The 20,910-nt window shown below is 62.4% G+C and carries 20 protein-coding genes and 3 pseudogenes; 9 read left to right on the plus strand and 14 right to left on the minus strand.

The features are described from left to right. Positions 1 to 2: 2 nt before the first annotated feature. Positions 3 to 296, plus strand: a complete 294-nt coding sequence (locus OVY01_RS18315) for a phage holin family protein (RefSeq protein WP_267849005.1) — start codon at positions 3 to 5, stop codon at positions 294 to 296. A 71-nt stretch (positions 297 to 367) separates the two neighbouring features. On the opposite strand, the pseudogene OVY01_RS23185 reads toward OVY01_RS18315, so the two are convergent. Continuing rightward, positions 368 to 1,039 (minus strand): annotated as a pseudogene (locus tag OVY01_RS23185) (4'-phosphopantetheinyl transferase family protein); the annotation flags it as partial. A gap of 249 nt (positions 1,040 to 1,288) precedes the next feature. On the opposite strand from OVY01_RS23185, the gene OVY01_RS18325 reads away from it, so the two are divergent. Beyond that, positions 1,289 to 2,791, plus strand: coding sequence for a GGDEF domain-containing protein (locus OVY01_RS18325; RefSeq protein WP_267849006.1), 1,503 nt, complete (start codon positions 1,289 to 1,291; stop codon positions 2,789 to 2,791). Between the two features lie 48 nt (positions 2,792 to 2,839). On the opposite strand, the gene OVY01_RS18330 is transcribed toward OVY01_RS18325, so the two are convergent. Next, on the minus strand, positions 2,840 to 3,505 hold the full coding sequence (locus tag OVY01_RS18330) for an HAD family hydrolase (protein ID WP_267849007.1): 666 nt from the start codon (positions 3,503 to 3,505) through the stop codon (positions 2,840 to 2,842). A 375-nt stretch (positions 3,506 to 3,880) separates the two neighbouring features. Between OVY01_RS18330 and OVY01_RS18335 the strand changes: the two genes are divergently transcribed. Beyond that, the gene (locus tag OVY01_RS18335; protein ID WP_267849008.1) at positions 3,881 to 4,921 is read left to right on the plus strand and encodes an ABC transporter substrate-binding protein; all 1,041 of its coding nucleotides are present in this window, start codon (positions 3,881 to 3,883) and stop codon (positions 4,919 to 4,921) included. 95 nt (positions 4,922 to 5,016) lie between these two features. Continuing rightward, entirely contained in the window at positions 5,017 to 6,705 is a 1,689-nt protein-coding gene (locus tag OVY01_RS18340) for a GMC family oxidoreductase (protein WP_267849523.1), read from the plus strand. Here the strand turns inward: OVY01_RS18340 and OVY01_RS18345 are convergent. From OVY01_RS18345 to OVY01_RS18370, 6 genes are all read right to left on the minus strand, one after another. Next, positions 6,693 to 8,120, minus strand: coding sequence for an aldehyde dehydrogenase family protein (locus OVY01_RS18345; protein ID WP_267849009.1), 1,428 nt, complete (start codon positions 8,118 to 8,120; stop codon positions 6,693 to 6,695). The genes OVY01_RS18340 and OVY01_RS18345 overlap by 13 nt on opposite strands. A 25-nt stretch (positions 8,121 to 8,145) precedes the next feature. Next, entirely contained in the window at positions 8,146 to 8,889 is a 744-nt protein-coding gene (locus OVY01_RS18350; RefSeq protein WP_432422288.1) for an ABC transporter permease, read from the minus strand. Positions 8,890 to 8,942: 53 nt separating this feature from the next. Beyond that, positions 8,943 to 9,752 (minus strand): ABC transporter permease, encoded by an 810-nt coding sequence (locus OVY01_RS18355; RefSeq protein WP_267849524.1) that lies wholly within the window; start codon positions 9,750 to 9,752, stop codon positions 8,943 to 8,945. 95 nt (positions 9,753 to 9,847) lie between these two features. Then, the gene (locus OVY01_RS18360) at positions 9,848 to 11,164 is read right to left on the minus strand and encodes an NAD(P)/FAD-dependent oxidoreductase (RefSeq protein ID WP_432422279.1); all 1,317 of its coding nucleotides are present in this window, start codon (positions 11,162 to 11,164) and stop codon (positions 9,848 to 9,850) included. Continuing rightward, complete coding sequence (locus OVY01_RS18365; protein ID WP_267849011.1) at positions 11,161 to 11,871, minus strand: HAD-IA family hydrolase; 711 nt, start codon at positions 11,869 to 11,871, stop codon at positions 11,161 to 11,163. The genes OVY01_RS18360 and OVY01_RS18365 overlap by 4 nt, the downstream gene beginning before the upstream one ends. 96 nt (positions 11,872 to 11,967) lie before the next feature. Continuing rightward, the gene (locus OVY01_RS18370) at positions 11,968 to 13,044 is read right to left on the minus strand and encodes an ABC transporter ATP-binding protein (RefSeq protein WP_267849012.1); all 1,077 of its coding nucleotides are present in this window, start codon (positions 13,042 to 13,044) and stop codon (positions 11,968 to 11,970) included. Positions 13,045 to 13,166: 122 nt separating this feature from the next. On the opposite strand from OVY01_RS18370, the gene OVY01_RS18375 reads away from it, so the two are divergent. Further along, entirely contained in the window at positions 13,167 to 14,138 is a 972-nt protein-coding gene (locus OVY01_RS18375; RefSeq protein ID WP_267849013.1) for a LysR substrate-binding domain-containing protein, read from the plus strand. A gap of 481 nt (positions 14,139 to 14,619) precedes the next feature. Here the strand turns inward: OVY01_RS18375 and OVY01_RS18380 are convergent, their stop codons facing one another. The 4 genes and pseudogenes from OVY01_RS18380 to OVY01_RS18395 all read right to left on the minus strand — a co-directional run. Beyond that, the gene (locus OVY01_RS18380) at positions 14,620 to 14,997 is read right to left on the minus strand and encodes a DNA-binding protein (RefSeq protein WP_267849015.1); all 378 of its coding nucleotides are present in this window, start codon (positions 14,995 to 14,997) and stop codon (positions 14,620 to 14,622) included. Between the two features lie 113 nt (positions 14,998 to 15,110). Continuing rightward, a complete protein-coding gene (locus OVY01_RS18385; RefSeq protein ID WP_267849016.1) occupies positions 15,111 to 15,416 on the minus strand; it encodes a HigA family addiction module antitoxin in 306 nt (101 codons plus the stop codon). A gap of 9 nt (positions 15,417 to 15,425) precedes the next feature. After that, positions 15,426 to 15,704 (minus strand): type II toxin-antitoxin system RelE/ParE family toxin, encoded by a 279-nt coding sequence (locus OVY01_RS18390; protein ID WP_267849017.1) that lies wholly within the window; start codon positions 15,702 to 15,704, stop codon positions 15,426 to 15,428. 38 nt (positions 15,705 to 15,742) lie between these two features. Beyond that, a pseudogene (locus OVY01_RS18395) lies at positions 15,743 to 16,330 on the minus strand (DNA-methyltransferase); the annotation flags it as partial. Positions 16,331 to 16,645: 315 nt separating this feature from the next. Here OVY01_RS18395 and OVY01_RS18400 point away from each other — a divergent pair. Both OVY01_RS18400 and OVY01_RS18405 read left to right on the plus strand, forming a co-directional pair. After that, entirely contained in the window at positions 16,646 to 16,822 is a 177-nt protein-coding gene (locus OVY01_RS18400) for a type II toxin-antitoxin system HicA family toxin (protein WP_267849018.1), read from the plus strand. Positions 16,823 to 16,892: 70 nt separating this feature from the next. After that, positions 16,893 to 17,315 (plus strand): type II toxin-antitoxin system HicB family antitoxin, encoded by a 423-nt coding sequence (locus tag OVY01_RS18405; RefSeq protein WP_267849019.1) that lies wholly within the window; start codon positions 16,893 to 16,895, stop codon positions 17,313 to 17,315. Between the two features lie 92 nt (positions 17,316 to 17,407). On the opposite strand, the gene OVY01_RS18410 is transcribed toward OVY01_RS18405, so the two are convergent. Continuing rightward, entirely contained in the window at positions 17,408 to 18,436 is a 1,029-nt protein-coding gene (locus OVY01_RS18410; protein ID WP_267849021.1) for an SNIPE associated domain-containing protein, read from the minus strand. A 20-nt stretch (positions 18,437 to 18,456) separates the two neighbouring features. Further along, positions 18,457 to 19,110: a hypothetical protein gene (locus OVY01_RS18415; protein WP_267849022.1), complete on the minus strand. Its 654-nt coding sequence runs from the start codon at positions 19,108 to 19,110 to the stop codon at positions 18,457 to 18,459. A gap of 267 nt (positions 19,111 to 19,377) precedes the next feature. Between OVY01_RS18415 and OVY01_RS18420 the strand changes: the two are divergent. Together OVY01_RS18420 and OVY01_RS18425 are read left to right on the plus strand one after the other, a co-directional pair. Then, positions 19,378 to 20,455 (plus strand): annotated as a pseudogene (locus tag OVY01_RS18420) (hypothetical protein); the annotation flags it as partial. Next, complete coding sequence (locus OVY01_RS18425; RefSeq protein ID WP_267849023.1) at positions 20,452 to 20,883, plus strand: hypothetical protein; 432 nt, start codon at positions 20,452 to 20,454, stop codon at positions 20,881 to 20,883. The pseudogene OVY01_RS18420 and the gene OVY01_RS18425, both read left to right, overlap by 4 nt. Positions 20,884 to 20,910 lie beyond the last annotated feature (27 nt).

Raw genomic sequence — 20,910 nt, forward strand, 5'->3', positions numbered from 1 at the left:
CCATGCCTACCCCGTTGGCGTTCGTCGCACTGATCGCCCATCTCGTCGCCGCGCTTCACATCCTGGCCTACCGCGGTGGGGACGCACACCCTCATGCCTCCTGGCTGGCCTGGGCGCTGCTGGTGGTTTCCGGCGGGTCGGCGCTCGAACTGGCGCTTACCGCGAAGACCGTCGGCATCCTCGAGGCATTGCGGGCCGGCCTGCTGAGCGCGTTCGTGCTCGGCGCGCGCATCGACGTGCAATGCAGCGTGTCGTCGACCCGCATCGACGGCCCGAACGCCAGCGCGCCCGAGTAGCCGGCCAGGCCGGACAGGTCGTCCAGGCCGACGACGCTCAGGGCAGGTGGCAGTCGTGCGTGCGCCAGATCGATGGATTTCAGCCCCTTGCCGATACCCTCGCCCGTCGCTTTCAGCAGCGCCTCCTTCGCCGTCCAGCAGCGGTAGAAATCGGGCGTGGACAGGATCGTGCGCGCTTCCTCGGGGTCGCATACGAGGTCGAGCAAGGCGCGCCACGCCAGCCCCGTATCGGCCACCTCGATATCCACGCCCACCGTTCGCCGCATCGATACCGCGAGCAGCGCCCGTTCGCCCGAATGGGACAGGTTGAACGAGACGTCCGGCCGAGCAGCCAGCGATGGCCGCCCGTAGACGCCCTGCGTGAACGCCAACTGGCTCGGCGCGCACCCGAGACGCTCGCCGAGCAGCGCGCGCAGGGCCGCGCGCGCCACCGCGAACCGGACTTTGTCCGCCCGCCGCGCATAGCGCCCCATCCGCGCAATCTCGTCTGCGGCGAGAACATGACAGAGCCCCGCCGGATCCGCGTCCAGGTCGAGTTCCACGACCCACAGCGCGACATCTTCGGGCCAGCGTCCGGCACCCGGAATGAAGATCGGCGCGGGGATCACCGCGGAAGTCTCTGGAAAGGCATGCATGGCATCCAGCATCATGATCTGTCGTGACAGGGTAGGATAATCGAGAATCATACCGATCGCCCATCTCAGTGACGGCCCGCCACGGCGTCGGCGATACGAACGGGACATCGCGCAATGGTCGAAAGCCGTACCCTGCTTTGCCGCTTTTCGGGAAACCCGGCACTCGGTAGAATGTCCGGCTGGCCCCGCACACCGCCATGCTCACGCTCACGCGCCGGCCACAGACTCTACCCCGCGCGCAAACCTGTCGCAACCGTATAGTTGACCTGATCGCTCAGGCTTTTCAAGTTTCAGGCTGTCAACCTTATCGCCCCTGATCACTCTCCCCCGTTCATTGTGAATCGTTTCATGAAACGCATGCTGACTGGCCCCACGATGACGATCATCGGGGCGGTTTGCTTCGCCCTTGCCTTCCTGAGCGCTGTCGGCCTGCTCGTGGAAGATGCGCACGACCGCGTCGCGGTGGCGGCGGCGGAGAGCGCCAGACAGCTTGCCCTTTCTCTGGAACGGGAGGTTTCGCGCAATATCGATCTGATCGATCTGTCGATCCAGGCGACCGCGGATGGCGTCGAGCAACCGGTCGTCATGGCGCTCCCCCGGGTATTGCGGGAGCAACTGCTTTTTTCGCGCGCCGCCGCGGCACGGTATATCCGGAATATTTCCGTCTTCGATCGCGACGGCCGGCTCATTGCCGACTCGCTTTCCACCCTCCCCTCGACGCAAGGGCGAAGCGGCGGTGCGCCCTTCATTCCGGTCACGCCGCAGCCCGCCCCGGCGGGCGACGCGCTCTTCATCGGCCAGCCTTACCTGGCATCTGACAGCACGACGCGCCTCGTCAGGTTTTCCCGGAACCGACGCACGCCGCAGGGCATTTTTTCCGGCGTGGTGACGGCAACCGTGAACCTCAATGACTTCTCCGAAGTATTTTATTCGTTGAACGTCATGCCGGGCACGATGGTCAGGCTGTCCACGCGCAACGGTGTGGCGCTGCTGCGCGATTTCACGCCACCGAGCGCGCAGACGGCGCGAGAAAGCGGCAGCCCGGGGTTGACCGGCCGGATGCTGATCGCGCTCGCGATGATCTTTTCCAAACCGGCCGATGCGAGTCTGGTCGCGGAACGCCCGGTACCCGGCACGCCCCTCATCCTGTCGGTACAGCTTTCGTCCCAGACGGTTTTCGCGGACTGGCGTCGTTGGGCCATTCAACTCGAGGCCTATTCCCTGTTCGTGTCGTCGCTATTTCTCGCCGGCGCACTCTATCTCACTCATGTCCTGCGGATGCGGATGCGTTCGGAAGCGGTGGTGACACGTCTGGCAAGTATCGATTCGCTGACCCAACTGCCGAACCGGCGTGCGCTCGACAGCACGTATTCGCGGGAAGTGATGCGGGCCGCCCGGGAATGCCGCCCGTTATCGGTCCTGTTCGTCGATATCGACCATTTCAAGACCTACAACGACCAATACGGACATGTCGCGGGCGACCACACCCTGCAGGCGGTCGCGGATGCCGTACGGGCCTGCCTGCGGCGCGATACCGATTTCGTCGCCCGTTATGGCGGCGAGGAATTCGTGGCCATCCTGCCGGACACCGCCGCGCGCGAAGCGACGGCACTTGCCGACGTCATCCGCCTTGCCGTTCGCGACCTGCGACGCCCGCATGCGAGCGTCGAGGCCGGCGTGGTCACAGCCAGCATCGGCGTGGCCAGTTACGACCGCGCGACGGATCGCGCGACGGGCTCGCTGCTGGAACGCGCGGACCGTGCGCTCTACGCGGCGAAACGCACGGGCCGCGACCGGGTCACGCTTTGCCCTACCCCGGCCGTCGAAGTTTTCCGCGAGCCTGCCGATTTGACGGCCTGATTCGCCGGGGCAAGGCCCGCGCGTGGCGCGGACGGCCCGGCGGCACGGCTACCGCTTCGCCAGCGGCGATGCGTCGAAACACGCCAGCAACGCACCCGGCCCCGGATAGACCGCGACGCACCCGCCTTCGCGCAGGCTCGCCTCGGTAAACCCGCCGCACAGCACGCCAATGGTATGCATGCCAGCCTTGCCCGCGGCCTGCGCGTCGTACGGCGTATCGCCGATCGCCACCGCGTCGCTCGCGGCGATGCCGAGCTTCTGCAACGCGACCTGAAAAATATCGGGTGCGGGCTTGGATCGCTCCGCGTCCTCCGACGACGTGGTCACGTCCACGAGATCCTTGACACCGGCGATATCCAGATACACCTCCAGCTCGTCCTGCTTCGCCGACGATGCCACCGCAACCTTCATTCCGCTGTCCCGTACCCGGCGCAGCAGGTCGGGCACCGCCGAGAAGGACCGCACCATCGGCAGATAGCGCGATTTGAAGTGTTTGCCGCGCCACGCCTCGAGCTCCTCGCCATGGTCCGCCTGCTCGGCGTCGGACAGGAAAACGGGGAGCAGCTGGTCGCCGCCCTTGCCTATCTGACTGCGCGCCTGTTCGAACGTCACATCGTGCCCGAACTTGGCGAACGCCTCCTGCCAGGCACTCGCGTGCAGGTCGACGGAATCGATCAACGTCCCATCGATATCAAAAATGGCGGCTTGTGGCATGCGGTATTTCTCCAGGGCGGATGCGTGATTCGTATGGATTCGCCATCGTCGACGCGCAACCCGTCGATACGGACCGGCGATTCATCCGGACCGGATGGTCGCGGCATGAACTGCACGTTTCATTGTACATGCCGCCAACGATCAGACACCCCATCGAACAATCGGACCGCACCGGCCGGAAAATGGCGCGGCGCCATAACCGCAGGTAATGGCGCCCAAAACAATTGCGGCGTTGCCTCGCACATAACGGCGCTCTATATTTTCGCTAGCCCGGGGTGGTGTTCGGGCACCCTGTCAGGCCCGCCACATCGCCATCGGTCATCACGGCGAACACTTCGCGCACGCGCCCTTCAAATCGTCACAGGACTTCCGTCGATGAACCGCCCGCCGCTACGCTCCTTCGCGCTGTTTCTGCCTATCTTCCTCGCCTCGGCCGGCACGGCCTTCGCCGCCGGCCAAATCACCTTCGTCTCGCAGGGCGGCAGCTATCAGGAGGCGCAGACCAAGGCGATTCTCGATCCGGCCGCAAAACTTCTCGGCATCACGGTGAACCAGGACAGCATTCCGGACGCCTGGCCGGCGGTCAAGGCACAGGGCGCCACCGGCAAGCCGATCTGGGACGTGATCGACACGCCAACGGCGAACTGTCTGCGCGGCGGCCGCGAGGGCCTGCTCGAGAAGCTCGATTTCTCGAAAATTCCGAACGCGGCAGCCATGCCTGCGCAGTACCGTACCCCCTATTCGGTAGCCTACGAGTTCTATTCGACGGTCATCGGCTATAACAAGAAAACGCTCAAGAAAATTCCGCAGAACTGGGCGGATTTCTGGAACGTGAAAGCTTTCCCCGGTACCCGGGCGCTGCGCAACGACCCGCAAACGGTGCTCGAAGCGGCGCTGCTCGCCGATGGCGTGCCGCGCGGCAAGCTCTATCCGCTGGATGTGGACCGCGCCTTCAGGAAGCTGGAGCAGATCAAGCCCGACATAACGGTGTGGTGGACCTCGGGCGGCCAGTCGGCGCAATTGCTGCACGACGGCGAAGTGGACATGGAAATGATCTGGAACGGGCGCGCGAGCGCCGTGCAAAAGGACAATCCCGACGTGGCGTTCACGTACAACGACGGCATTCTGCAAAACACCCAGCTGTGCATCCTGCGGCATGCGCCGAATCTGCCGACGGCCATTCAGTTCCTGAATGCCGCGATCTCGCCGGAATTACAGGCCAACCTGCCGTTGTATATCGATTATGGCCCGGGCAACCCCGCCGCGTTCAAGACGGGGAAGATCACGGCCAAACGTGCGGCGGAATTGCCGAGTTCCCCTGAAAATGCCGCCAAGCAGGCGCTGATGTCGGAGGAATGGTGGGCATCGGACCCGGGCGTCCAGGCGAAGGCCCGCTGGCTCAAGTTCATGCAGTAGTTCATGCAGTGGAAATCGCCGCGGCGGCAGGCCTTGCCGTCGTGCGCGAGGCTGCGATCGCGGGTGTCTGCCCCGCGTTCCCAATCGAGAACACGTTGATCGACTATCTCATTCTTGGCGGCGGATCGGCCGGGTGCGTGCTCGCCGCACGGTTGTCCGAAGATGCCGACAAGCGCGTCGTCCTCGTGGAGGCGGGACGCGACATCTCCCACGCCACCATGCCGGATGCGGTTCGCAGCCGGTATCCAGGGCGCGCGTATCTCGACACGAACAACCTGTGGCAGCGCTTGTCGGCGCGCATGGGCCGCGCGACGCCGCCCCGCCGGTATGAACAGGCGCGCATCCTCGGCGGCGGCTCCGCCATCAACGCGCTGATGGCCAATCGCGGCGCACCGGCCGACTACGACGAATGGGAGGCCCTCGGCGCTCACGGATGGAACTGGGCATCCTGCCTGCCCACCTTTCGCAAGCTGGAAACGGATGCCGATTTCGCAGGCGCGCTGCACGGCGCCAGCGGGCCGGTCCGTATCCAGCGCACGTTACCCCATCGGCTGTCTCCCTTCGTGCGGGCCGTGCTGGGCACGCTCGACCGCACCGGCCATCCCAACCGCGACGACCAGAACGGCCCATGGGAAGACGGCTCGTACGTGGGCGCGATCGCCGTAAGCGCGCAGGGCGAGCGCATTCCGACATCGGTATGCTATCTGACCGACGCGGTGCGCCGGCGACCCAATCTGTCCATCGAGGTGCACGCGGAAGTGGACCGCATCGTGTTCGACGGCACGCGCGCGACCGGCGCGCTGCTGGTGTCCGGCCAACGACTCCAGGCGCGACAGGTCATCGTCTGCGCGGGCGCGATACACAGCCCGGCGATCCTGATGCGAAGCGGCATCGGCCCGGCAAAGGATCTTGCCGCGCTGGGGATCGACGTTATCGCGGATCGCCCCGGCGTCGGCGGCAATCTGATGGAACATCCGTCCATCGCCGTCTCGGCGTTCCTGCCGAAGGCTGCGCGCACGCCGTTTCCCGATGAGCACCATGAACAGGCGATCGTCCGGTTCTCGTCGCATATCCCGAACACGGTTCCCGGCGACATGCATGGCGCGATCCTGTCGCGCTCCGGCTGGCACTCGCTCGGGTACCGGCTGGGTACGATCTTCTTCTGGGTCAACAAATCCTATTCGCGCGGGCGCGTAACGCTGGTTTCGCGCAACGGAGGGGATGCGCCGAAGGTCGAGTTCAACATGCTTGCGGATGCGCGCGATCTCGAACGCCTGAAGCTTGCCGTGCGCTTTGGCGCGGCCACGCTCGGTCATCCATCGATGACGTGCTCGGTCGATACGCGCTTTCCGTCGAGCTATTCGCCGCGGGTGGCGAAAGTCGCCCTGCCTGGCGCGTGGAATGCGCTCCAGCGCGGGGCGCTGAGCCTGCTGCTCGATATGGCGGGACCGTGGCGGTCGGTCCTGATCGGGCGGTTCGTCACGCAAGGCCTGTCTCTGGAGACCTTGCTCGCCGACGACCGCGCGCTGACGTCCTTCGTCACGCACGCGGTCGGTGGCACGTGGCATCCATCGGGTACCTGCCGCATGGGCGCGACCGGCGATCCGCAGGCCGTCACCGATTCCTCCGGTCAAGTCCACGGCGTGCAGAACCTGCGGGTGTGCGACGCGTCGCTGATGCCGGCCATACCGTGCGCGAACACGAATATCCCGACCATCATGATCGCCGAACGCATCGCGGACATGATCCGCTCGGCGCGCGAAGCACGACCTCAGGCGTCGTAACCGACGATGCCCTTGACCTCGAGAAACGCTTCCAGCCCCCATTCGCCGTACTCCCGGCCATTGCCCGACTGCTTGTAGCCGCCGAACGGAGCGCCCGCGTCCCAGGCGGGATGGTTCAAATGGACGCTGCCGGCACGCAGGCGGAACGCGATCCGCCGCGCATGCTCGCGATCCCCGGACTGCACGTAGGCGGCAAGACCGAAGACGCTGTCGTTCGCCATTGCCACGGCCTGTTCCTCGTCATCGTAGGGCAGGATCGACAGCACCGGGCCGAAGATTTCATCGCGCGCGATGGTCATTTCCGGCCGCACACCGGCGAAGATCGTGGGACGCACGTAATAGCCGCGCGGCAATCCTTCCGGACGACCCAGACCGCCCGTCACCAGCACCGCGCCCTCCTCGATGCCGCAGCCAATCAAGTGTTGAATACGGTCGAACTGGACCGCGCTCACGACCGGGCCGAGCGTCGTGCCTTCGGCATCGGCCGCACCGACGACGTGTCGCGCGGCCGCGTCGCGCGCGATCGCGACCGCCTCGTCGTGACGCGCGGCCGGCACGAACATGCGTGTCGGCGCGTTGCAGGACTGGCCGCTGTTGCCGAAGCACGCATTGACGCCGGAGGTGACGGCAGCGGCGAGATCGGCGTCCTCCAGGATCAGGTTGGCGGACTTGCCGCCCAGTTCCTGATGCACCCGCTTGACGGTCGGCGCGGCGAGCCGCGCGACATCGATGCCGGCGCGCGTCGAGCCGGTGAACGACACCATGTCCACATCGGGATGGCTGCACAGGGCGGTACCGACCGTGGCCCCATCTCCGTGCACCAGGTTGAACACACCGGGCGGAACACCCGCCGCGTCGAGCACTTCCGCGAACAGGATGGCGTTCAGCGGGGACACTTCGCTGGGTTTCAGCACCATCGTGCAACCCGCGGCGATCGCCGGCGCTACTTTGCACACGATCTGGTTGATCGGCCAGTTCCAGGGCGTGATGAGCGCGGCCACGCCGATGGGTTCATGCGTGATCAGCGTCGTCCCCTTCATCCGCTGCCAGACGAAGGCTTCGCAGGTCCGGATCAGTTCCTTGAGATGACGCGTGCCGAGGTTCGCTTGCCAGCCACGGGCGAGCGCGAGCGGCGCGCCGATCTCGCGCGAGATGGCCAGCGCGATGTCTTCATGCCGTTCCGCATAGACATCCAGTATCCTGCGGATCAGCGCGAGCCGTTCCTCCGGCGTGGTCATCGCAAAGGACGGAAATGCGCGACGCGCCGCCGCCACGGCGCGATCGACGTCGGCCGGCGTGCCCATCGCGATCTCCGCGAATGGCTCCTCGGTGCAGGGGTCGATCACCGCGCGCCGCGCCGGACCCAACGGCGCAACCCATTGGCCATCGATGTAAAACTGTAGTGCGTGATTCATGCGTTGCATCCAGTAAATGACGTGTTCAGGACCGCGTGGCGGATTTGCGGCTTGTCACGACGACCGCCACCAGACACAGGGTCAACGCGGTGAGCATCGTGCTGATCGCCGCGATGGTCGGATCGATCTCGTCGCGCAGGGTGATGAACATGCGACGCGTCAGCGTCTGGTTCGTGCCGCCCGAGACGAACAGCGCCACGACGGTTTCATCCAGCGCCTGGATAAAGACGAATACCGCGCCGGAAATCACGCTCGACTTGATCTGCGGGAGCGTGACCGTGATGAAACTGCGCAACCGGTTCATGCCGAGACTGCGCGCGGCCATTTCCTGCGCGGGATCGAACGTGCGCAGGTCCGCACCCACCGCGATCACCACATACGGCAGCCCCAGCATGGTATCAGCGAGTATCAGGCCGCCCAGCGTATTCACGTAACCCATTTGCGAGTATACGAAAAACACGCCTACCGCCACGATGATGATCGGCACCATCAACGGCAGCATCAGGAGGGTTCTCGCATAACGCATGCTGCGGTGGGTGCCGTTCTGAATCGCATATGACGCCGCCACACCGAGCGGCGTCGCCAGCAGCGTGGCACACGTGGACGCCGCCAGCGTGGTGCGCGCCGCAGCGATCCATGCCGGGTTGTCGAAGAACGCGCGATACCAGCGTAACGAATAGCCCGGCGGTGGAAACGTCATGAAACGCGTATCGGAGAACGACATCGGCACGACGATCAGGATGGGCACCATCAGAAACACGAGGATCATTACGACGCCGGTGCCCAACACCACGCGGCCGAATGGGAATCGCAAGCCGCGGCTCATTTCGCCCCCAGCGTTTTTTCCAGCGGGACGAAGCGGCTCGCGATATAGAAAATCGCGAACACGCAGAGAAGCAGCACCACGCTGACGGCGCTCGCCGCGCCCCAGCTGTTGTAGATCTCGACATTCCGGCTGACCACCATCGAAACCATCACCGATTTGCCGCCTCCCATGAGTTCGGGGGTAATGTAAAAACCCAGGCTCAGGATGAAAACCAGCGTCACGCCCGCCATCACGCCGCTCATCGACAACGGCAGGAACACGCGCAGGAACACATGCAGCGGAGAGCCGCCGAGGCTGGCCCCGGCATGCGACAGACCGGCCGGGATTTTCTGCATCGCCGAATACAGCGGTAAAACCATGAACGGCAGGAGAATATGCACCATTGCAATGACCGTGCCGATCTGGTTATAGCCGAGCTGCAACGGATAATCCGTCAGACCGCTCGCCATCAGTAGCTTGTTGACCACACCGGTACGCTGCAGCAGCACGAGCCATGCATACGTGCGCACGAGCACGCTGGTCCAGAACGGCAGGACCACCATGCCGAGAATCAGCGCGCAGAATCGGGGCGTCACCGAGGCGGCAAGATAGGCCACCGGGTAGCCGAGCAACAGTGTCGCCGCCGTCACGATGACGCTCAGCTTGAACGTCAGCAGGAACGTGTCGAGGTAGACCCCCGTCAGCATCCGCCGATAATTCGCCAGCGTGAAACCATGGTCCCAGACGGACTGCCACGACAGCCATGCAAGCGGGACGACCAGCAGCATCACGATCACGAACAGGGCGGGCGCCAGCAGCCACCCCATCGCGCGGTCTTCGCGTCGCTGATGACGCAGCGAGGGATCACCATACCGTAATCGCACGACGGACTCCGCGGGAAGCGTGAGAGGGGCCTTCGGCATCATGCACCTACGGCGTCGAGGAACTGATACCACGCGGCAACCAGACGCACACCCGGCGCGCGCAGCGAATGGAACGGCACGGGCTTGAGCCCGGGCGCCGCGATCAGGGACAGTTCGGGATGCTCTCCGAGTGCGAGCGCCGCGGCATGCTGGCCCAGCAAGCTTGCCATCGCGATGCCCGCTCCGTTATACCCCAGACAAAATGTCGTCGCGTCGTCGGCGCGTCCCACATGCGGCAGCGAATTGAAGGTCATCCCGACATAGCCCGACCACTGGTATTCAACGGGCGTGTCGGCCAGATCGGGAAACAGCGCGACCATCGCGCGCCGCAACGCATCGAAGCCCGTCGTCTGCCCTTCCTTGCCGAACGCATCGCGCCCGCCGAACAACATGCGGCCATCGACCTTGCGGAACCACTTCATCATCCGGCGCGTCTCGGTATAACTGCGCCGGTTCGCCATCAGCCGCGCATCGCACGCCGGGGACAGCCGGGCCGTCGCGATCATCGCACTACGAAAGGGCACGAGTTCGCGCTGATACGGCGCCGTGGCGGGCGTCAGATCCGAATACGCATTCGTCGCGACGATCAGGCGTCGCGCCCGCACCGTTGCCTGCGGCGTACGCAGGATGACGCCCCCGTTGCCGTCGACGCGATGCAGCGCGAGCACGGGCGTATTCTCATGGATGCCGACATCGCGCGCCCGCAACCCGCGCGCGATGCCCCGGACATAATGCAGCGGCAGAATCGTGCCGGCATCGGCGCTGAGCACGCCGCCGACGAATGCCGTCGAACCCGTCTCCTGTGCGATCTCGTGCCGCGACAGGACGGTCATCGAGGCATCGCCAAGCTGCTCGCGAACCCAGTCGGCTTCCGCGCAGATGCTGCGCAATGCGCGGTCGGTGTGCGCGCAGCGCAGACTGCCGGTGTGTTCGAGGCGCGCCGCATCGAGTTTGAATTCATCGACGAGCCGCTCGACCGCACGCACGCCGTCGTGCGCCAACCGATGCAGGGTGCGCGCGGCATCGAGGCCATGCAGACCCGCGATGGCCGGAAACGACAATCTGAATTTCGACGACACCACGCCGCCGTTGCGCCCGCTGGCGCCCCAGCCGATCGGGTTCGCGTCGAGCACGACGGCCTGCACGCCGCGCTGTTGCAGCGCATGCGCGGCCGCCAGACCCGAATACCCCGCGCCGATGATCGCGACGTCCGCGGTGACATCGTGTGCAAGCGCGCTGCCAGGGGTCGGGTCCGGGCCCGCCATGTCGCGCCATAGCGAGGGCGCGAACGCGCGCGGCTGCCGCGCGGGCATCATGCCGCGCGCACTTCCGCTTCCACCGCGTCGGCCAGCCCGGCCAGCGTGGCGAAGGTGAACGTGGGCGTGATGACCGCATCCGGCGTGGGCGTGGCACCGAAACCCTGCTGACCCTGGCGGCGCTCGATCCAGCACGTCGCATAACCCAGTTCGGTCGCCACGCCGATATCGTGATACTGGCTTTGCGCCGTATGCAGGATTTCGTCGAACTTGTAGCCAAACGCCGCCTGCCGGCCGCGGTTGTAGGCGAAGAATTGCGGATTCGGCTTGGCGACGCCGGTTTCGTCGCAGCACACGGTGTCGTCGAACGGATCGCCCAGCGTATGCGCATAGGACGACAACGCCACGCGATCCGCATTCGTCATGGCCACGAGCCGGTAATGCTTGCGCAAGCGCTTGAGCGCAGCGACGGAATCGGCGAACGCCGGCCAATCGAGCACGTCGCGCTGAAACGCCGCGGCGGTCTGGTCGTCGGCGGGCAGGCCCAGTTCCCGGGCCAGGGACTGGTACACCGGCGCCATGGCCTTGCTGGAGCGACCCGGGTACGCCGCGCGCCCGCGCATATACGGCGCGAAGATCTGGTCGTCGGTCAGGTCTTGCGCCGCGGCGCCCCCCAGGCGACGCACCGAGGCGAGCACGCCGCTTTCGAAATCGATCAGGGTGCCCACCACATCGAAAGTCAATACCTTGAAATCCGTCAGATTCATTTCGTTTTCCTTTGTCATTCGCCAGATTGGTGCGTCAGATTGGTTCGCCGGACGATGGGCGAATCGCCCGCGTACGCAGTTGCCGATGGGGATGTGTCATGCAGGCACGATTACCGTGTCCTGCGGGTCGAGCAGAAGGGTCATTTCCTCGCCAGGGGCCGCGATGCGCTGGCGGGCGCCGTAATTTCCCGGCTGCCGCACGCTGATCGCCGTGCCATCGGCGAGCGTCGCGAATACGCGCAGGCTTTCGCCCTGGTACAGGACCTCCGCGACACGGCAGACGAGGCGATTTGCGTGGGCGGGATGGGGGCCGTCATCGATGACCAATTTTTCGGTCTGCACGGCGAGCAACAAGGCGGCGCCATTCGGCAACGGGTGCGCCGTGCGCAGCGCGGTCTGGCCGAGCATCACCGTATCGTCGCCCGCGCGCGTCACCGGCAGAAGCGTCGCTTCACCGATGAAACTCGCCACGAAGGCATCGCACGGGCGGTCGTACAGTTGCTCCGGTGCATCGATTTGCACCACCCTGCCGTGACGCATGACGGCGACGCGATCGCTCATGGTGAGCGCCTCGCGCTGGTCGTGCGTCACGTAGACAATCGTTGCCTCGAGTTTTCTGTGCAGCCTGCGCAGTTCGATCTGCATGGTCTCGCGCAGTTGCTTGTCGAGCGCGGACAGCGGCTCGTCCATCAGGATCAGTTGCGGCTCGAAGACCATCGCACGGGCCAGGGCCACGCGCTGACGCTGGCCGCCAGACAGCTGACTGATCGCGCGGTTCTCATAACCGCTCAGCTCGACCATCGCCAGCGCATCGGCGACCTTGCGCGCCCAGTCTGCTTTCGGCTGCCGGCGCGCGCGCAACGCGAACGCCACGTTCTCGCCCACGTTCATATGCGGAAACAGCGCGTAATTCTGAAACACGATACCGATATCGCGTTGATGCGGCGGTGCAAAGGTAATATCGCGCTCGCCCACCCAGACCGACCCCGAACTCGGCCGCACGAAGCCGCCGAGAATGCCCAGCAGCGTCGTCTTGCCGGAACCGGACGGCCCCAGCAACGAAACGAACTCACCCGGCGCGATGTCGAGCGATACGTCGTCGAGCGCGATGATCGACCCGTAGCGCTTCGTTGCCGACCGGATCGACACTCCCGCTTTCGCACCTGCATCCATACCATTTCCTCACGCGTAATGCCCTGCTGGAAAGCCGCCGAACTCACCGGTCGATCTCAATATACGGCGCGTCAATATTGTCGGCAATTCCCGAATTGTTGGATTAGGCATAACATGAGGTCATGCCCAATCTACGCAAAAAACTCCCGAGCGCCAACGCACTGTTCGTTTTCGAGGCAGCGGCGCGCTGCGGTAATTTCACGCGCGCCGCGCAGGAACTGTATGTCAGCCAGCCTGCGGTCAGCCGCATGCTGGCGCGCATGGAGACCCATCTCGGCGTGCAGTTATTCGAGCGGATGCGCGGCGGCATCGTGCTGACGGAAAACGGGCGGATCCTGTACCGCAAAGTGTCGGAAGGCTTCAGCGGCATCGAGGCGGCGATCCGCGAGATCGAAGCGCGTTCGACCGGTGTGGAGTCGGTCACGCTATCGGTGTCCACCGCCTTCACCACGCATTGGCTCATGCCGCGCATGGACCGGCTGAACCGGGCATTTCCCTCGGTGGATCTGCGGTTCCAGCTGATTTCGGGACGTATCGGCGGACCGCTGGGCGAAGTCGATCTCGGCATGCGCTTCATGACGCAAAACGAGATGGATGACAACACCGTCCTCGTGATGCCGGAAACGCTCCTGCCCGTATGCAACCCGCGCTACGACGAACAGCGTCTCGCGGACCCCGCGGCGGAACACGACGACACGGTGATCGTGATGGACGACGGGGAGCGCGGATGGCACGACCGTTTCGCGGCGTTCGCGACGCATCGCCGGCGGGCGGCGCTGATGTTGAGTTTCAACGACTACGCCATCGTCGTGCAGGCGGCGTTGCTCGGGCAAGGCATTGCACTGGGTTGGCTGAATGTGGTGTCGCACTGGATCGCGGAAGGCGCGCTGCGGCCGGCCGAGCAGGAGCTGATCGTGACCCCGCGGCGCTGCTGTCTGGTGTCGCCACCGCACCGGACGATGCGCCCGGTCGTGGCGGCGATCCGCGACTGGGTCATCGAGGAGACGCGGGCGGACATGCGGCTTGTCGATCATGCCTATCCTGCACTGGGCGTGCGCGATGCGCTCAAGCAAGGGGGGTTGACGCTGAATTAGCGTGGGAGATGACGTCGCGGTGCCGGTTTTCTCCACTCTGGATCCCGGGCGATGATTGTGAAACAACCAGGTTTGAAATAAGGCGGGGGCCCCGAAAGGGGCTTTCTCCATCGCTTTGTCGACGCTGCCCCGCGACATTTTTGGAGCCCTCCTGTTTCGTTATCCAGCGCGCTTGATTCCCGACGACGGCACCTTCGCGGTGATGTTTTGCGATATCCCGGAAGCCCTCACCTGCGGCGCGCTACGCGTGAGGAAGCCATCGATATGGCGGGCGACGCGCTCGTGACGTCGATGGACTTCTACTTCGAGGACAAGCGGACGGTGCCGATGTCGTCCCAGCCAAACGTGGAGAAGTGCCGATCGATCTGCGGCACGCCACGAAGATCGACACGATCGCGACGGCGTTGGGGGCGTTGGGGGCGTTGGGGGCGTTGGGGGCGTTGGGGATGCGGTTGGCGGTGACGGTTGAGGCGGCGTAGTGTTACGGCACGTCCTGGTACAGCACACGCCCATGCGTGTTTAACCCCCGGAACGAGATTTCGCCGCGTTCCAATAACCCAGTCAAGCAGGGCTGCGACACGTTCAGCAGAATTGCCGCCTCCCGCATGGTCAATTCCGCACGGATCGGAATGACCGATACGGCATTGCCTTGCCCAACTTCCGACAGTAGCGCGCCGATAATCTTCAGCGTCGAAGCAGACAATTCGACCGAATGCACTTCGCCAGTGTCGTCCCTGAATTCAAACCGCCGCGTTTCAGCTTGGCTTGTGATCACGGTGGCAAGATCCCGACTTGCCGCACGGGCAAATTTCCGTTCGAAATCTGTTGGAAGCGATGAAGATTCAACTGCGGCTTTCATGGTTTCTTCCCTCAAGCAAGTGATAGCGCGTTGTCGACCATCCCAGCCATCAAATCGCCGTGTTGGCCGTGTCATGCACCACGGCGTTTGTCGGCATCATCGCTTTTCTTCCATTAGACACGCGCAAACTGTGCTCGCTCGACTTGCGGTGCACCATTCGCTCGAGCCTGCCACAAGTCATAAGCGGCCTGCTGGGCCACCCACAGGTCCGCCCGGCCGCCATTCTCGACGCCCAGCCAGCCTTCCAAGCGGAGCGCCATCTCCGGCGAAATCGCCGCGTGCCCGTGCAGGACCCGCGAAAGCGCGGCGCGTGTGACGCCCAACTGCGCGGCAGCCTGGGTGATCGAGATTCCCAGCGCGGGCAATATGTCCTCGCGAAGCGCCTCGCCGGGATGGGGGGGATTGAACATTTGAGACATGGCTGGCACCTAGTGATAGTCCTGGTAATCGACCAATATGGCGTCATTTCCTTCGAATTTGAAGGTCAATCGCCAATTTCCATTCACGCTTACCGCATAGTGTCCGGCCAGTTTTCCATGCAACCCGTGGAAGCCCCAGCCGGGAACATTCATGTCCTGCGGGCTCACGGACACGTTTAATTTTGCCAGCAGCCGCCTGAGCTTGCTTTCGTGCGTCGCGGTAATTCCCGCCTTGCTCCCGGATACGAAAAACTCTTCCAAACCTTTATGCATAAACGACGTAATCATTTCTCTTACGCATCCCTACGGTGTAGCGTATAGCTATACTATACGAACGCTATGGTCTTGTCAACGGCCCCGCCGCGGTCACCCAAGGACGTCAAGCGCTCGACAGCCTGCATCCAATAAATCTCATTCGTCTCACACCCCACCCACCCCAACCCCGCCTCCTTCGGCGCCATCAGAAACGTCCCCGACCCGGCGAACAGATCGCACACCACGCCGCTCTCCGGCACCAACCGCACGATCTCCCGCGCCAGTTCGAGCGGCTTCTCCGTCAAATGCCGCTTCGGCAATTCGAGTGCGCAGGCAAACACGCCCGGCAGATATACCTCCCGCCCCGGCATCGCCCCCTTGCTCGCCCACACAATGAATTCCGCCTGCTGCTTGAATCCACCCTTGCGCGGCCAGGAGCGGCGGGTGGTCTTGTCCCAAACAGTGATGCCGCAATGGATAAAGCCTGCGGCCTGCATGACGTCGGTGAGCGCGGGTAGCTGTCGCCAATCGATGAAACAGACGACCAGGCCGCCGGGCTTGAGCGCGCGTCGCGCCTCGCTCAACCAGGCATGACACCAGAACGACCAGGACCGCTGGTCCATGTTGTCGGATTCGAAGTCCTCGTAGACCTGCTTGGTGGCGTTGGGTCGGCCGGAGGTGTTCCCGAATACCAGTGGAGATGGCGGGGTTCAAACCGGAGATCGATGCGGCGGCGTGGCTGGTAAGAAAGGTGACGCATACGATTGGCGAGGGAGGAGCCGTAATGGCGTTGGAACTGGAGGTGAGCGAGGATTTGGTGAGTCGGCGACACCGGGGGCGGATACGGCGGACCAGCAACTAGCCGCCCGTCATACAGAAAATGCTTAAAAAGCGACACTTTTCAGACTTTTGGCAATTCCTAATGTAAACATTTTTGCTTACTATATAATCTCTTTCGACGACACGGCGAGGCAGTGAAACAAAGCGAGTTGCGAAGGTGGATCGCGCGTCAGGGAGCGACGTTTTCCGAAGGCGCGAGACACGCGAAGATCTACCTGAACGAGCGGCAGTCAGTCATGCCGCGACACCCCGGGACTGAAATCGGGGAGGGACTCAAAAAGATGATTCTGAAACAACTAGGTTTGAAATAAGGAGGAGGCCCCGAAAGGGGCTTTCTCCATCGCTTTGTCAGCCTTGCCCCGCAACATTCTTGGAGCCATCATGTTTCGTTATCCAGCGCGCTTGATTCCCGACGACGGCACCTTCGCGGTGATGTTTCGCGATATCCCGGAAGCGCTCACCTGCGGCGCCACGCGCGAGGAAGCCATCGATATGGCGGGCGACGCGCTCGTGACGTCGATGGACTTCTACTTTGAGGACAAGCGGCCGGTGCCGATGCCGTCCAAGCCCAAACGCGGAGAGGTGCTGATCGATCTGCCGCCAAGCATCGCGGCGAAGGTGCTGCTGTTGAACGCGATGATCGCGCAAAAGGTCACGCCGAGCGAATTGGCGCGCCGGTTGAACACGCGCAGGCAGGAGATGCAGCGGGTGATCGATTTGCGGCACGCCACGAAGATCGACACGATCGCGGCGGCGTTGGGAGCGTTGGGGATGCGGCTGGCAATAACAGCCGATGCAACTTAGTAAAGCGTACAGAACAGCTCGAGCGCGATGCCTTGTAAGGGAAAATGATCGACAAAAACAGTTTCTGCGAAGGCACTACGCTGAGTTCCGCTTCATTCCATGCCCGATAGCAATGGCATTGCGGCTTCGGTAATTGCTTCTTCCTCATCAGAGGCTTCAGCTTCATAAGCAATCTGCTGACGAAGCCACTTATCGCACAAAACTGGATCTTCCTTGATCTTTTTCTCGATGACTTGGCTCTCGCGGTATTCAGTTGCGGCAGCTGTCATTGTCCACACGACGTTAAGGCCCATTTCATCTACGGCACTACGAAGATCAGCCAAGCCGACACGAAAGAACTCCTTGCGTGGGTTGACCTTGTTCAATTGTGCTTCGAAGAATTTTCGATGCAGGGTCTTTTCAAGTGCAGGTGCATTTTCAGACCAGATCATGGCATGTACATCGAAGGCGAAAGGAACGCTTGCATCTCCTAACTCTTTCACACGATCCAGTGGCTCCAGCCGACGTGTTAATCCAACCTTGAAGACGTGCTCTCCAAACGATCCAATATTGGAGATTACGTATACATGTCCTGCCTTTGTTTGTTGAGCCATTGACAGCGCCCGTCGATTTTTTTCTTCTGCCTGCCGCAATTTATTTGAAAGCTCGGAAAGCTGAGCCTCGAACTGGGCCCTCTGTTCTTCGCTTGCGCGCGCGATCTGGCCATGGGCTTTTTCCATCGCGCGTCGTATCAGCTCTTCTTCTTTTGCCGAGTCCCGCATTGCTCGCTCATATTCCCGCCTTGAGCGCTCTTCTTCCCGCATCTGCTCACGAATTTGCCGTTGTTCTTCTCTTTCCTGCTCTTTCAATTCGTTTGTTCGTACAGCCCAAATAAGCTCGTCGATGCGTGCCTCAATATATTCCTTAACTATTTTAGCATTGCGAAATGCGGTCCCGTTATGGTTGACCAACGCAGCTGCATCTACGATCTCCTGCCGTAGGGTTCCAAAATTATCTATTTTAGCACGCGTCAGAATTGAATCAACTTTGCCGTTGAAAGCATCTACGACAAATCTGATTGCGGTTTCCCTTCGATTTTTTTCTACATAGTCGCATTCAGCTGCTCGATTCTCGGTTGCCATCAATCTTGAGTAATTTCGAGCTAACTTGAGACTTTTACCAGCCTCTGTATGTGAATAGCTTTCTGCCAGTTCGTCAAGCAAACTATGGCTTGGCACCATATAACTGTCGCCATATCCGTCGACGACATTTTCATTGCGACGATAGTAGCCTCAAGACGATCAGCATTTTCAAGTGCACGAATTGCGTCGCCACCTATCTCCTCTGCTCTTTTTTTTGCATCGGAAATGACCTTGTCAGCCTGACGGCTTGCAAGTGCGACCAGTTGTTCTGCCTCGCTACGTTTCGCTTTTGCAGCGATGTTTGTCTCCGCGAGAAGCTGAGTGGCTTGTTCGCTTGCACGCGCGATTCCAGCAGTTGCTTTTTGTTCCGCTGCTGCCAGCGCAGCAGCGGCACCTTCGAGCAACAGTTTAGCCTCAGCAGCCGCATCGCGGACCTCAGAAAATTGCATTAAAGAGGCCCTTTCTGCCTCAGTCGCGAGCAGCTGCGCCTTGATTTCAGAAATCGTGTGCGTGCTGGCGGTCGCATTTAATTCAATCTCCCTTTGAATGTTTTCGAATCGTAGAGATAACTCCGCAAGCGCAGCTTTTTCTTTTTTGTAACTTGCAGATATCGAACGATATTGCTGAATTAAAATTGCGACAATGACCAAAAGAAAGATATTGAAGTAAATCACGACCCCCTCCATTTCTCATATCTTTGATAAAAATCAAGTGCTTTTTATTGAATTTCAGCACCTATTCTTATTCTACATCAGGGTTGTTTATTACATAAAATTTGAACGTTGTCATCTATCGTTTCGTAGTCCCACAAATCCTGCAAGAATCCGCCTTGCCACAGCCTGATCGTGCGGATCAACATGCCGATAGCTATTTACCAATATGACCTCATCCAGCCACGCGCTGCCAACTGCTCGGCAACGTCTGGTGACCTTGCACCTACGCTGATCCGTCGCGTCATGCTGGACAACCAGCTGCACAACACCGACCAGTGGGCCAAGTTCGGCCCCATCTGGACGCGCGGCCCATTCCTGCGCATGGTCAACATCCTCGAACGTGGCGTCGACCTGGGCGCCCGGCACGCCGTCAATTCGTCGGCCTCGCCTGGCGCGACGGGCGCCTGGTCGTCAACGAAGGCCCCGGCTGCTATTTCACCGAGGCCGACAAGCAGTGCCCATATCACAACCTCACCTTCCCCGGCGCCGCGTCGGTGACGCCCGGCGCGTCCTCACCGCCTACCAGCAGACCTTCAAGCAGAACGCCGCCACCATTCCCCTCGTCTGCGCCCCCGTCATGCTCGCCGGCGAGGACGTCCCGGTGCGCAGCCTCCTCGGCAAGGTCATCCGCACCACCCTAACCGGCAAGCGCGGCCCGCTGCTGCCCGACGACCTGCCGCGCTTCCCCGTGCGTCAATGGCTCGACTTCCTCGCCCGGCTGAACAAGCGCGACCTCCTCGCCCGCTACGGCGCCGCGCGCGAGCCGTGCCTGGCCAACAGCCGCGCGAGCGGCGCCGACGACGGCGCGCTGCGCATGGCCGGCAACTATGCCGCCGTGCTGCTCGCCTGGCGCGTCCTCTGCGAATTCACCGGCATGGACGAGACCGAGGGCGGCTTCACGCACGACCTCCTCGCCGAGATGAACAGCCACATCGCCGAGACCAGCGCCGACCGCGAACCCTGGGTCTGGATCCTCGAAACCGTCCTCTCCGAGATCGACGGCGGCAACTACAAGCACCCCTACACATTCGGCGTCGTCGACGAGGAAGTCTGCATCCTGCTGCGCACCGGCCACGTCATGGACCACATCGCCCACACCGCGAGCCTGCGCGACAAGTGGAACGCCCTGCCGGTCAAGTCCGGTCGCGTCTTCAAAAAGCAGTTGCAGCAGGCCGGCGTGGTGGTCGGCGACAAGGAAGTCGAGCGCCGCATCTTCATGCGCCGCGTGCCCTACCTCACGGCGCTGTCGCTGCGCCGCCTCGAAAGCTTCGGTCTGCACGTCTGCGTGCGGGACGACCTGCGATGACGCGCCACGACAGAACCGCCCCCGAAACCGGGCACCGGGCCCGTTTTCGCCAACGGGGCAGCACGGGGAGCGCGAAAAACACGTGGATTTCCGGGGTGCCGCTTCCCAAGTCATTGATTCGGGAAGCGAAGTGCGCCATACGACACCCCGATTTTGCCACGAGTCGCGCCGATTTCGCCACTAGTCCGTTCGGCCGACTTTCGCTCGTCCGTCTTTCTCTTTCTCTCTCTAATTCATTGAAAAGAAAGAAGAAGAATACGGGTAAAGAAAGCGAATCGACCCGAAACGCCGTGCCACGAGTCATCCCCGTTTTGCCATCAATCAGGGAGGCTGCCTATTTTTTAGGCCACGAGTTATCCGCTAACTCATGGCACAACTCGTGGCATTTGATGGCGCCCGTTTTCTTTGGAATCAATCACTTAGCATGACGAAACACCCATGCCATCATTCCACGA

Origin of the sequence: Robbsia betulipollinis, from assembly GCF_026624755.1 — a bacterium.
Classification (GTDB): Bacteria; Pseudomonadota; Gammaproteobacteria; order Burkholderiales; family Burkholderiaceae; genus Robbsia; species Robbsia betulipollinis.